This is a genomic window from Paraburkholderia solisilvae (assembly GCF_902859875.1).
Taxonomy (GTDB): Bacteria; Pseudomonadota; Gammaproteobacteria; order Burkholderiales; family Burkholderiaceae; genus Paraburkholderia; species Paraburkholderia solisilvae.
Genome location: NZ_CADIKF010000022.1, coordinates 45648 through 58754, shown reverse-complemented (window position 1 = coordinate 58754; position 13107 = coordinate 45648). Strand labels below are relative to the sequence as shown.

The window sequence follows — 13107 nt, the reverse complement described above, 5'->3', positions numbered from 1 at the left end:
CCAAGCATCAGTCAACCGGCATCAACGGCGCCGATCCCATTCAGCTACCGGCCGCAACCTGCCATACGAGCGCGCCATTCAGCATGATGATGCCCGCCGCAGCGAGCCACGCAAGCACGAGCGGCACGCGTTTCACACGCCAGCCGCGCATCAATTGCGCGTCGGACGCGAAGCGCACGAGCGGCACGACCGCGAGCGGCAATTGCAGGCTCAGCACCACCTGGCTTGCAACCAGCAACTGATTCGAGCCATGCTCGCCGAATAGCGCGACCGCGACCAGCGCCGGCCCGATCGCCAGCCCACGCGTGAGCAGCGCGCGTTGCCAGCGCGGTATCGACAGGTTCAGGAAGCCTTCCATCACGGCCTGTCCGGCGAGCGTGCCCGTCACCGTCGCATTCATCCCGCATGCCAGCAACGCCGCCGCGAACAGGATGCCAGCCCAGTGCGAACCGACCAGCGGTGCGATTAACGCATGCGCGTCGGCGAGATCGGTCACATCGTAGTGGCCGTGCGCATGAAATACCGCGGCCGAGACGATCAACAGTGCCGCGTTGATCAGAAACGCAACCGACAGCGCGCTGAACGTGCCGATATTCACGCTGCGCAGCACGCGCGCGATCTCGCCGTCATCGCCCGATGGCGCCGACTCTTTCACGAGCGTCGAATGCAGATAGAGGTTGTGCGGCATCACGGTTGCGCCGAGAATGCCGGCCGCGAGCCACAGCATGCCGGCATCGCGCACGATGCGTGGGTCGGGCACGGCGCCCGCGAGGGCAGCATGCCAGTCGGGCTGCGCGAGCGCGAGCTCGACGACGAAGCACATGCCGACGAACAGAATCAGCGTGACAACGAATACTTCGAGCGTGCGATGGCCATGCCGTTGCAGCGCGAGCATCGCGAAGGTGCTGACCGCGGACATCAGCACGCCGGCCGTCAGCGATACGCCGAGCAGCATCTGCAACGCGACTGCGCTGCCGACCACTTCCGCGACATCGCACGCGATGATCGCAATTTCGGCGGCGATCCACAGCAGGAACGAAACGCGCCGGCTAAAGCGCTCGCGGCACAGCCGCGCAAGATCGCGCGCGGACACGACGCCGATGCGTGCGGCGATCCATTGCAGCAGCATCGCGGTGAGACTCGACACGACAACGACGCCGAGCAGTTGATAACCGTAACTTGCGCCGCCGGCGAGCGCAGTGGCCCAATTACCGGGATCCATATAGCCGACCGCGACGAGCGCACCCGCGCCGAGAAACGACAGCCGGCGCGCAGGCCGCGGCGGCGCGCCGTCGGATGGACGGCGGCGTCCGGGGCGCATCGCAAACGGATTCGTGTTCATCGCGGGCCCTCGCCGCTTAAAGCAAAGTACGGGGCAAACGCCGTGCCATACGTGTGCGCCCAACTCGTCGTCGCGTGGGCGACGCGGTGGCCGGCAACCAACCGGTAGCGACCCCGCACAGCGTGGGGCAGCACCAAGCGAGAACCCGCACGGCGAGAATCGGCACGGCGAGAATCGGCACGGCGAGACCCGCACGGCGAGACCCGCACGGCGAGACCCGCATGGCGAGAACCTCACGGCGAGAACCTCACGGCGAGAACCTCACGGCGAGAACCTCACGGCGAGAACCTCACGGCGAGAACCTCACGGCGAGAATCCCACGGCGAGAATCCCACGGCGAGAACCCGGTGTGAATCCCCGCACGGTGTGCCCCCCCGCATAGCGTGAACCAGCACCGCGCACCACGGCGATCGCTGTACGCGAGCCCCCGCCTCTCGCCAACGACGCGTGCACCGACCCCGGGCGCAGGCTTTATGACAGTCTATAGTGTGGCGATTGGATCGCCGCTTCATCGGATGGATACGCCGTCGCGGCGCCCGTGCCCCGGCGTTTGCGAACGCGGCGCGCGCGCCGGCGCCGATCCGCCGCGCGGCCAGCCGGGCTGGTTTGTGGTGGACACACGCCGATAACCCGATAAAATTGCGCCCATTTTGTCGGTCACCGAGTCGGTGGGGTCCGCTTGCGCCGATCGCGCGCGGACGCGAAGCCGGCTGTACCGTTTGTGCGACATCGGGGGATTTTTTTTGTGGCGCACAACGTTTAGTGGTAGTTTTCGGGGTTTTCAGGGAAGTCGCGGGCGGGAACGGCCGCGGCATAAGCGGGGTAGACGGTCGGCGTCGGCCGGTCAGGATCGGAGAACGGAATGAACAAACTGGTGTTGGGCCGGTTGGTGGCGGTGCTCGTGCTGAGCGCGGCGCCCTGGTTGCCGGCAGCGGCAAAAGATACGCAATTGAATGTGTACAACTGGTCGGATTACATCGCCAAGGACACCATTCCGAACTTTACGAAGCAGACCGGCGTTCAGGTCAAGTACGACAACTACGACAGCGACGACACGCTGCAGGCCAAGCTCCTCACCGGCAATTCCGGCTACGACATCGTCGTGCCGACCAGCAACTACGCGGGCAAGCAGATCGCAGCCGGCATCTTCGCGCCGCTCGACAAATCGAAGCTGCCGAACCTCAAATATCTCGACCCGTCATTGATGACCCTCGTCGCGGGCGCGGATCCGGGCAACCAGTACACGGTGCCCTGGGCATACGGCACGACCGGCCTCGGCTACAACGTGACGAAGGTGCAGCAGATTCTCGGCAAGAACGTCGAGCTCAACAACTGGGACATCCTGTTCAAGCCCGAAAACATCTCGAAGCTGAAGGCGTGCGGCGTCTCGGTGCTCGACGCGCCGGACCAGATGTTCGCGGCCGCGCTGCATTACATGGGCAAGGATCCGATGAGCACGAACCCGAACGACTACCGGGCTGCGCTCGACATGCTGAAGAAAATCCGCCCGTCTATCACGCAGTTCAACTCGTCGGGCTATATCAACGACCTGGTCGGCGGGGACGTGTGCTTTGCGTACGGCTGGTCGGGCGACGTCGTGATCGCCAAGCATCGCGCGCTCGAGGCGAAGAAGCCTTACAAGATCGAATATTACATTCCGAAGGGTGGCGCGCCGGTCTGGTTCGACGTGATGGCTATTCCGAAGGACGCGAAAAACAAGGAAGCCGCGCTCGAGTGGATCAACTACATCGAGACGCCGCAGGTGCACGCGGCGATCACCAACGCGGTTTATTATCCGAGCGCGAATGCGGAAGCGCGCAAGTACGTGAACCCGGACGTCGCGAACGATCCGGCCGTGTATCCGCCGGCCGACGTGGTCAAGACGCTGTTCCTGCTCAAGCCGCTGCCGCCTGAAATCCAGCGGCTGCAGACGCGTCTGTGGACTGAGTTCAAGTCCGGCCGGTAGCGTCCCGATCAAGCGCCGCCGCCGTGCGGGTCCGCATTCTCCTTAAGCCCTCGGTGTTCACCGAGGGCTTTGTTCGTCACATGCAGCAGGAAAGCAGCACATCATGAGCGATCAGTCTGGCGCGCCGGCGGGGGCCGGCACGCTGCCTCCGGGCAATCCTGCCGCTGCGGATCAAGCAGCGGAAAACTTCGTGCAGATCGTCGACGTCGTGAAGAAGTTCGGCGAGACGGTGGCCGTGAAGGGCGTGAACCTGTCGGTCAAGAAGGGCGAGCTATTCGCGCTGCTCGGCAGTTCGGGTTGCGGCAAGTCGACACTCCTGCGCATGCTCGCGGGCCTCGAAACGGTCACGTCCGGCAAGATCCTGATCGACGGCGACGACCTTGCACAACTGCCGCCGTACCGGCGTCCGACCAACATGATGTTCCAGTCGTATGCGCTCTTTCCGCATATGACCGTCGAGTCGAACGTCGCGTTCGGCCTGAAGCAGGAGAAGGTGCCGAAGGCGGAACTGCGCGAGCGCGTGCATGCGGCGCTGGAACTCGTGCAGATGGGTCGCTTCGCGCAGCGCAAGCCGCATCAACTGTCGGGCGGTCAGCAACAGCGTGTCGCGCTCGCGCGCAGCCTCGTGAAGCGGCCGAAGCTGCTGCTGCTCGACGAGCCGATGTCGGCGCTCGACAAGCAGATCCGTCAGCGCACGCAGATCGAACTCGTCAATATTCTCGATCAGGTCGGCGTGACCTGCATCATGGTCACGCATGACCAGGAAGAAGCGATGACGATGGCGGGGCGCCTCGCGGTGATGAGCGAAGGGGAGATCGTGCAGATCGGCACACCGAACGAGGTGTACGAGTATCCGAACAGCCGTTTTTCCGCGGAGTTTATCGGCTCGACGAATCTGTTCGACGGCAATGTGGTCGAGGACGAGCCGGACCACGTGTATATCGACACGCCCGAGCTGCCGGTGCGGCTGTATGTGAGCCACGGCATCACAGGGCCGCTCGGCATGCCGGTGACGATCTCGGTGCGGCCCGAACGCATTGCGTTGACGCGCAAGCCGCCGGAAGGCGCGTTCAACTGGGGCAAGGGCGTCGTGACGAATATCGCGTACATGGGCGGCTATTCGCTGTACCACGTGAAGCTCGACAGCGGCAAGATGGTGGTCGCGAACGTGTCGAGCCTCGCGCTGCTGGAGATCGAAACGCCGACCTGGGGGGACGAGGTGTATGTGCGCTGGAGCGCATCGGCCGGCGTGGTGCTGACGTCATGAGCGCGCTGCAATCGATCGCGACCTGGCCGGCGCGGCGCTTCCGGCTGACGGGCAAAACGGCGGTGGTTGCGGGGCCGTTTATCTGGCTGCTGCTGTTCTTTCTGGTGCCGTTTCTGCTGGTCGTCAAGATCAGCTTCGCGGATCAGCGCCTGGGCATTCCGCCTTATACGGAGTTGACGGCGTTCAAGGACGGCGTCGTCAATATCGCGCTCGATCTGTCGCACTACGCGTTTCTGTTCCAGGACAGCCTGTACTTCGCGACGTATGTGAATTCGCTGCTGGTCGCGGCGGTCACGACGCTGATCTGCCTGCTGATCGGCTACCCGATGGCGTACTACATCGCGCGCTCGAATCCGGCCACGCGCAACATCCTGATGATGATGGTGATGCTGCCGTTCTGGACGTCGTTTCTGATTCGCGTGTACGCATGGATCGGCATCCTGAAGAACAATGGCTTGCTGAACAATTTCCTGATGTCGATCGGGCTGATTCATACGCCGATCGAGCTGTATCACACGAATACCGGCGTATATATCGGCATGGTGTATTCGTACCTGCCGTTTCTCGTGATGCCGCTCTACGCGCATCTCGTGAAGATGGACCTGACGCTGCTCGAAGCCGCTTACGATCTCGGCGCAAAGCCGTGGAAGGCGTTCTGGCAGATCACGCTGCCGCTGTCGAAGAACGGCATTATTGCGGGCTGCATGCTGGTGTTTATTCCGGCGGTCGGCGAGTACGTCATTCCGGAACTGCTCGGCGGCGCGAATACGCTGATGATCGGCCGCGTGATGTGGAATGAGTTCTTCGACAATGCGGACTGGCCGATGGCGTCCGCGGTCACTTGCGCGATGGTGTTGCTGTTGCTGGTGCCGATGGCGCTGTTCCAGCATGCGCAGGCGAAGGCGTTGGAGGAAGAGCGCGGATGAAGCCGAATCGCTGGTTGCAGTTTTTCGCGTTGGGAATCGGGTTTCTGTTTCTGTATATCCCGATCATCAGCCTCGTGGTGTATTCGTTCAACGAGTCGCAACTGGTGACCGTGTGGACGCGCTTTTCGACGCGGTGGTATGCGGCGCTGCTGCAGGATGATGAACTGATCGCGGCGGCGTGGCTGTCGTTGCGGGTGGCGTTGTTGACGGCGTTTGCTTCGGTTGTGATCGGTACGTGGGCCGGATTTGTGCTCGCGCGGATGGGGCGGTTTCGCGGCTTCACGCTCTATACCGGGATGATCAATGCGCCGCTGGTGATTCCCGAGGTCATTCAGGGCATTTCGCTGTTGCTGCTGTTTGTTGAAATGGGGCAGTGGCTGGGGTGGCCGGCGGGGCGCGGGATCGTCACGATCTGGATCGGACATGTGATGCTGTGTATGTCGTATGTCGCGATTATTGTGCAGTCGCGTGTGCGGGATTTGCATCCGGCGCTGGAAGAGGCGGCGCTTGATCTGGGGGCGACGCCGCTGCGGGTGTTTTTCAGCGTGACGTTGCCGTTGATTTCGCAGGCGTTGATTGCGGGTTGGTTGCTGTCGTTTACTTTGTCTATTGACGACCTCGTGTTGTCCGCGTTCCTCTCCGGGCCTGGGTCGACGACGCTGCCTTTGGTCGTTTTCTCGCGCGTGCGGTTGGGGTTGAATCCGGAGATGAATGCGCTGGCGACGCTGTTTATTGCGGTTGTTTCGGTTGGGGTTGTCGCTGCGAACATCTTTATGCAGCGGGCGGAAAAGAAAAGGATGGAGATGGCGGTTTAGGCTGCATGGGGAAAGGCCGCGCATCGCTGCGTGACCCATAAGCCGAAGGACGATTGCCTATATATGTCTGGCCGAGTCATGGTTCATATAAGTAGTGCCTCACATAGACATTCAGATAGGGGATCTTGGGAAAGTCCTTGCGCTCAGTGACCATCGCCTCGCCGCCCATGCCAATGACGAAGGTCGAGCCGTTTCGATCTTCGAGCATACCCTCGTTGGGGGTTTCCCAGCCGCAGCAGACGAACCTCAAACGCTTTACTTTGGCCAGTCGAACTAGCCAATTTTCTACCTTCGCGATATCTTTGCCTTCGACTTGATAGACGGCTTGCAACGCTTCGGGCCAAACGCCGGCGTCTTTCAGCGATTCGCAACTGACAAATTTGACATCGGGGCGTTGCAAGCCAAGTTGTTTGAGGAAATCGCCACATACCAATGGCGGTTCCGGTACCTGTTCGGCTTTTGCCGTGTTATTCAGGAAAACGGCAAGGCAAAGAGCAATGAGCGCTTTCACTTCGTTACCTCCAGCAGGGCAACATATTTCCCATTCGTATTCGGTAGCCGATGTGAAATGAGGAAATTATAGACAACGTTCCAAAGCTCAATTTGATGCACGGTTACGCATCCGTGCGACAAATGACCGATATGAACGTACCGTGTCGAATTACCGGTCGTCCCCGCCAGTTCGATCGGAAACCAGACATCGTTTGCCTTGATTCGTCCCGGGTAGGTGTTGCGATAGCCTTGCGTTGAAGTGCCTGCGTGGGAAGCATCTGGCGCCATGATACGGTGAGAGCCTGCGGGGATCGGGCTGTATTGACCGCTCCAGTCGCTATTGAGCGTGACCGTAATGGCTTGACCGCGTATATTCAATGTTGCCCATTGTTGAAGCAATGGGCCTTTGAAAGGCGAAACCTCTTCGTTGCGAGGCCCATACTTCACCTTCACGGTTTCGATCGTCGCGCTCGGTGGAGTTTTCGTCAGAAACTCTCTGGCATTCGCGTCGCTTAAGCTCGCTGTGAGTCCGACGGCGCTCCAGCCATCCATCACCTTGAAATAGGTGCGACCTCCTTCGGACTTCACCATCGTTACCTTGGTGTATTCGCAGATGTACATTTCTTTGGAAGACGTCGGTTGGATTTTCAGCCAACCGTCGGTGTTTTCACGTAACCGGACGTAGCGAGTATCGACGGTAGCCGTATGCGTGCCACCATTCTGATTCGTCGTGGCGCTGGAATTTCGGAGGAAGTTCGACATGCTTACACCAATAGTTCAATGGACAGTTGCATAGGGCCATCCGTGCGGACGCGTGTCGTTTCTCCTGCCTCGTTTGTCACACCCTCGAAAATCTGCCCGTCGCCGGTCCTGATTCTGTAGCGTTGATTGGCGACCGGATGACCTTGTTCGTCCTTCAAGACGATGAGTTCGGCGTAGCGTGAACGTGCCGGCGCGTCAGCACTGGCGAGCAAGCCTGCGTCTCTTCTCCACGCTTCAATTTCGTGCGGTGCGAACATCACTTTCATACCGCGTTCCGCGTAGAAGACGGGTGGCGGCTCGCAACCGCAGATGTTGATATCGCCGCTCAAGGCCCAGTCCTTGCCATTTGGGCCGGTTCCTTTCCGGCGTGGGCCTTTGGGTGCGATAAACCCTTCACGCTTGCAGGTCGTGCAATACGTTTTCATGCCCAGTGTCGCGATGTGAACAGGCGGCGGTGGATTCGCGCAGATCACGTATTCCAGTCCTTCGATGATCGTTGCGCCTTCTGCGCGGTCTCCCTTCGCGAGAAAATAGCGAATCATGGTGATCACTCTCCGTAAGATGCCTGACGCGGGTGTGCCGCAGTGTCGTGTGGATTGCTAAATTTTGATGAGAGGGCGCTGCGAGAGTCCGACATCATCGGCGATTCCGAACGCGCTGAATATCAGAAAGGTATGAAATTGGTGTCGGCCGATGACGTGGTCTGCGTAGGGGAGGGAGAACGCCACGCATCGTGGACGAAGTAATTCTTCAGACCAATCTGATATCCGTCAGTCCCCCGATTCAATACCCTTTCCAGATCTTCGCGGTTCTTATCTGAATAAGTAAGCATACCGAATGGACGTGTGCTGACGAGACCGCATTCAGAAGCTCTGGTAAGGGACGGAAAGATGACTGATCTGCCGCGTAGGCTCGAAAAGCGTGGGAGGTATTCAAAGCGTTTGACCGCGAGCCTGCGCCTTGCTGGCGGCCCGCTCACGACCCGATGAAGACCATAGTCGGCATTCTGCTGCTCGTAGCGGTCACCACTGCACGTGCGTCCAGCCTCGCCAGTCTCGCCAGTCTCGCAGGCGAAGCGCTTGCGGCCGATGCCGCGTTTCAGAGTGCGGAAGCCGCGTGGCGAGCCGCCATCGAAAAAGCGCCGCAAGGGCGGGCGGGACTTCTGCCGCAAATCGGTGCGCAACAGCTGATCTATCACAACGCGGTCAGCATTCCGGGCCAGACGATTCCGGGCTATTCCACCGTCGGTTTCACGCTTTCGCTCAACCAGCCGCTTTTCAATTGGGCCGCGTGGGAAACCTACGAGCAGGGCCAACTCTATGCGATGGACGCCGATCAGGCGCTCGCGCAGGCGAAGCAGGATCTGCTGCTGCGTGTGTCGCAGGCCTATTTCGATGCGCTGGACGCGCAAGAGGCCGTTACGCTCGCCATCAATCACCGCAAAGCCGTCGCGGAACAACGGGCGCTTGCCGAGCGCCGCTTCGCGCTGGGCGACGCGACTGTCGTGGACAAAAACGAAGCCCAGGCCGGTTTCGATGCTGCGCAGGCAGACGAAATCGCCGCGCAAACCCGGCTCGACACGAGCTATGCCGCCTTGCAAAGGATCGTTGGCCACCCTGTCAACAATGTTGACGGGTGGCGCGGTGATGTCCACCTTCCTGCCGTGGAGCCGTCTGACGTCGAGTCATGGGTCAATGCGGCCATGACATCGGGCTACGACGTGCGCAGAAAAATGATCGCGACGGAAATCGCCGGCCGCGAGCGCGGCAAGGCGCGAGCCGGACATTACCCTACCGTCGCCCTGGTCGGCAATGTCAACCATGGCAATGCGGCATTCATCAACGGTCAGGCGAATTTCTATACCGGCGGTAATCGCGGTACCGCGGGTGCAATCGGCATTCAGATTTCGATCCCGCTCACGGATGGTTTCATGACCCAGAGCCGGATTCGGGAGGCGCTCGCGCTGGAGGACAAGGCCGGGCACGATCTGGACGACGCACAACGTGGCGCCGGTCTGACGGCACGCGACGCCTATCTGGGTGTTACGCGAGGGCAGGCGCAGACAGCGGCGCTTGCGGCCGCCGTACGGTCTGCGAGCGTCGCATTACGGTCGAACCAGACCGGCTACCGGGTGGGCGTCCGGGTCAACGCTGACGTGCTCGACGCCGAAGACAAACTGTACCGGGCTCAGCGCGACCTGGCGCACGCGCGCGCGGAGACGGTGGTTCAAGGTTTGAAACTGAAGGCGAGCACCGCTGATCTCAGCGAGGCCGACCTGACCGCGCTCGACGCTCTATTGGCCGAAAGTGACCGGGCCAAGCGTCCTCAATCGGATACGGGGGCGGCGCGTCAATGAATCAGCTAATCAGACGTCATCTGTTTATCGCGGCTTTGTTTGGGATCCTTTCCAATCTGCTCGTACTTGCACCGACCCTCTATCTGCTCCAGGTCTATGACCGTGTGCTGCCAAGCCGGAGCATCGAAACGCTGCTGATGTTGATCGTCTTTACGATAATCGCGCTTGCGATGAATCTGACAGTCGATATCGCGCGCAGCCGAATCCTGTCCGATCTGGGGATGCAGATAGGCAACCGGCTTGACCGGCTGGCGTTGCAGGCGCAGATCGCAGCCCGCACGCATCATCTGCCGTCCCGGCCGATTGCGAGCCAGGGCGATATCAATACATTGCGTGCATTTCTGGCGGGGTCGGGTGTGATCGCGTTCTTCGACGCGCCGTGGTTGCTGGTCTATCTCGTCATCATCGGCCTGTTCCACTGGAGTTTGGCGCTGATCGCCGCGATCAGCGCGGTTGTGTTGATCTGCGTCGCGCTGCTCAATGACCGGCTCAGCCGGAAGGCCATCCAGTCGTACCTCGCGCGTCAACGCGAAGGCGATGCGTTCTATCAGCAGATCATGCGCAACGCCGAAGTCATCACCGTGCTCGGAATGGTCGGCAATCTGGTGGAGGCGTGGGATACGCGCAAGCGCGGATACATCGCCGCACAGCGGGACGTATCGGACAACAGCGCGCTGTATCGCGACGTCACCAAAGCGCTGCGACAGGTCATCCAGGTCATCACGATGGCCGCCGGGGCGGCGCTCGTGATCGCTGGCCACGCGACACCGGGCGTCATGCTCGCCACGACGATCCTGCTCGGCAAGGCGCTTGCGCCCATTGAGCAACTCATTGGCAACTGGAAACAGGCGGGGGAACTGCGCGAGGCATGGCCGCGGCTGAACGCGTTGCTCGCCGCTCCGGCCGATATCGAATCAGTGACACTGCCGCGGCCGGCAGGAACGATTCGCGTTGAACAGATTGCCTTCAGCGTGCCGTCGCGCACGACGGGAATGGGCAAGCTGCTGCTTCGCGGGGTCGATTTCACGCTGTCCGCCGGACAGACGCTCGTCATCACTGGCCCTAGCGCGTCAGGAAAATCGACACTGCTGCGCGTCATCGCGGGACTGTGGCGACCGCAGGCGGGCACGGTGCGGCTTGATGGCGCGGATGTGGCGCAGTGGCCCAGGCAGTCGCTTGGTCAATATGTCGGCTACGTTCCACAGGATGTCGAACTACTGGCGGGCACGGTTGCAGAAAATATCGCACGTACCGCAAAGCCGCTACCGCTCGACTCGGCTGCCATCGTACGCGCGGCACAGCGCGCCGCGGTTCACGAGATGATCCTGGCGCTACCCCAAGGTTACGACACGCCGATTGGCGATGCCGGCGAACGGCTCTCGGGCGGACAGCGCCAACGCATCGCGCTGGCGCGTGCGCTGTACGGCGAACCTGTCGTGCTGTTGCTGGACGAACCGAATGCCAGTCTTGACGCCCACGGAGAAGCCGCGCTTGACCGGGTGCTGAGGCAACTGAAAGAGGACGGCATAACCATCATTGCCGTTACGCACCGGCCGTCGCTGATCGAACTGGCTGATCGGGTGCTACGCCTGCGGGACGGCCAGGTCGAGCGGTTTGGGCCGCCGCCTGGTGCGCCTCTGCCAACGCCTGGTTCGCCGGGCAGCGATGCCCATCCGCCTCGCACAGGCGACGTACGGACCATCGATGTGGCGGCACTTGAAGCAAACCGTTCCTCGTTGCAACCGGTCCGGCAGCAAACCATCGGACCGCTGATGGATGGCAACCAATGAGACGATTCAATCCGCGACTTCGATTAACCGAAGCGGTGCGCCGCTTGTTGACTCTGTCAGCACCACCGGCCTGTGGCGCTTTGCCGCTGCCACGTCGGCTGATTGCTGTGAGCGCTGTAAGTGTCCTCATGGGGATTGGCCTGCTCTGCGGATGGGCGGCCCTTGCGCCGCTCTCAAGCGCGGTTGTCGCCGAAGGGGTGGTGCGTACCGAAGGTGAACGCAAGATCGTGCAGCATCAGGAAGGCGGCATCGTGAAGGACATCCTCGTTCGAGATGGCGACCGCGTAAAAACCGGCCAGTTGCTGATCGTGCTGGACAACGTGGGGCCGGCGGCTGAACTGTCCGCGTTGCAGGCCGAATCCGACTCGGAACAGGCGCGGATCGCCCGGCTGTCAGCCGAGCGCGATCTGAAAGACATCCTGACATTTCCGGACGCCCTTGCGCACCAGCGCAACGATCCGCGCGTGGCCGAACTGCTTGAGCGCGAGGCTGCGATTTTTGCTGCACGCCGCCGCGCGTTTGTTGATCAGAACGCCTTGCTACGTGCGGAACTCGCTCATACGCGGCAGGAGATCGAAGTCAGCGCGCAGATGATCGCCACGATGAGCCGCAGCTACAAGATGGCAGCGCAGCAGCGCCGGACCAACGAAGCGTTGCAGCAGGAAGGCTTCGTCGCGGAAACAAAGGTGCTCGACCTGCAACGCACGGAAGCCGATGCGCTGTCGCGGGTTCAATCAGGCGATGCTGACCTGAGCCGCGCGAAACAGCGGCAGGCCGATCTAGAACTGAGAATCGCCAGTTTGCGCAACGACTACGTCAAGGTGGCGGACGACGAACTCAAGGACGCCACCAACCGCGCCGTGCAGGTGGGCGAGCGGCTTCGCCCCGCCCATGATCTCTCTGCGCGTACTCGCGTGACTGCGCCGGTTGCGGGGCTGATCGTCGGGCTGAAGGTGCATACGATCGGCGCGGTGATCGGGCCGCGTGAACCGATCGTCGACATCGTGCCCGAGGGGGCGCCGCTCATCGTGGAGGCGAACATCCGGCCAGATGACGTGCGCGAGATTGCGCCGGGCAGTCACGCGGATGTCCGGTTGACCGCCTACAACTCGCGGACTACGCCGATGCTCGATGGACGGGTGACCTATGTGTCCGCCGACGCGTTGACCGATAGCGAGAAGCACGCCCAGTTCTATGTGGTGCGGGTCGAGGTGCCTGCCCAGGCGCTGGAAACGGCGAACCGGCTTTCACGTGAACCGATTGCGCTGGGGCCGGGGTTAAGGACTGAAGTCTATATCCGCAAACATGCGCGCTCGGCGTTTGACTATCTGCTGGAACCGGTTAGGGATGGGATTCGTAAGTCGATGCGGGATTGAATTGAACAGGTAGAG

General features: G+C 61.4%; 11 protein-coding genes. 7 read left to right on the top strand and 4 right to left on the bottom strand.

Translation table 11 applies throughout. The features are described 5' to 3' along the window. Window positions 1-40: 40 nt before the first annotated feature. The gene (locus HV675_RS15335; RefSeq protein WP_175111772.1) at window positions 41-1342 is read right to left on the bottom strand and encodes an Nramp family divalent metal transporter; all 1302 of its coding nucleotides are present in this window, start codon (window positions 1340-1342) and stop codon (window positions 41-43) included. A gap of 862 nt (window positions 1343-2204) precedes the next feature. Between HV675_RS15335 and HV675_RS15330 the strand changes: the two genes are divergently transcribed. The 4 genes from HV675_RS15330 (at window position 2205) to HV675_RS15315 (ending at window position 6316) form a co-directional block, all read left to right on the top strand. Continuing rightward, complete coding sequence (locus HV675_RS15330; RefSeq protein WP_175111771.1) at window positions 2205-3308, top strand: polyamine ABC transporter substrate-binding protein; 1104 nt, start codon at window positions 2205-2207, stop codon at window positions 3306-3308. Between the two features lie 103 nt (window positions 3309-3411). After that, window positions 3412-4575, top strand: coding sequence for an ABC transporter ATP-binding protein (locus tag HV675_RS15325; RefSeq protein WP_175111770.1), 1164 nt, complete (start codon window positions 3412-3414; stop codon window positions 4573-4575). Further along, window positions 4572-5501: an ABC transporter permease subunit gene (locus HV675_RS15320; RefSeq protein WP_175111769.1), complete on the top strand. Its 930-nt coding sequence runs from the start codon at window positions 4572-4574 to the stop codon at window positions 5499-5501. Before HV675_RS15325 ends, HV675_RS15320 begins: the two co-directional genes overlap by 4 nt. Continuing rightward, window positions 5498-6316, top strand: a complete 819-nt coding sequence (locus tag HV675_RS15315) for an ABC transporter permease subunit (protein ID WP_175111815.1) — start codon at window positions 5498-5500, stop codon at window positions 6314-6316. The genes HV675_RS15320 and HV675_RS15315 overlap by 4 nt, the downstream gene beginning before the upstream one ends. Window positions 6317-6392: 76 nt before the next feature. Here the strand turns inward: HV675_RS15315 and HV675_RS15310 are convergent, their stop codons facing one another. Genes HV675_RS15310 through HV675_RS15300 form a run of 3 tightly spaced genes read right to left on the bottom strand, consistent with a single transcriptional unit; the run spans window position 6393 to window position 8112 of the window. Then, window positions 6393-6827, bottom strand: coding sequence for a DUF4952 domain-containing protein (locus tag HV675_RS15310; protein WP_175111768.1), 435 nt, complete (start codon window positions 6825-6827; stop codon window positions 6393-6395). Next, complete coding sequence (locus HV675_RS15305; RefSeq protein ID WP_175111767.1) at window positions 6824-7570, bottom strand: hypothetical protein; 747 nt, start codon at window positions 7568-7570, stop codon at window positions 6824-6826. Before HV675_RS15305 ends, HV675_RS15310 begins: the two co-directional genes overlap by 4 nt. 2 nt (window positions 7571-7572) lie before the next feature. Next, complete coding sequence (locus HV675_RS15300) at window positions 7573-8112, bottom strand: PAAR domain-containing protein (protein WP_175111766.1); 540 nt, start codon at window positions 8110-8112, stop codon at window positions 7573-7575. A gap of 443 nt (window positions 8113-8555) precedes the next feature. Here HV675_RS15300 and HV675_RS15295 point away from each other — a divergent pair, with 443 nt between their 5' ends. From HV675_RS15295 to HV675_RS15285, 3 genes are read left to right on the top strand one after another with little or no spacing between them, the layout of a single operon-like run. Continuing rightward, entirely contained in the window at window positions 8556-9926 is a 1371-nt protein-coding gene (locus tag HV675_RS15295; protein ID WP_175111765.1) for a TolC family outer membrane protein, read from the top strand. Continuing rightward, entirely contained in the window at window positions 9923-11716 is a 1794-nt protein-coding gene (locus HV675_RS15290; RefSeq protein WP_175111764.1) for a type I secretion system permease/ATPase, read from the top strand. Before HV675_RS15295 ends, HV675_RS15290 begins: the two co-directional genes overlap by 4 nt. Continuing rightward, window positions 11713-13092: an HlyD family type I secretion periplasmic adaptor subunit gene (locus tag HV675_RS15285; RefSeq protein ID WP_175111763.1), complete on the top strand. Its 1380-nt coding sequence runs from the start codon at window positions 11713-11715 to the stop codon at window positions 13090-13092. The genes HV675_RS15290 and HV675_RS15285 overlap by 4 nt, the downstream gene beginning before the upstream one ends. The last annotated feature ends 15 nt before the right edge of the window (window positions 13093-13107 follow it).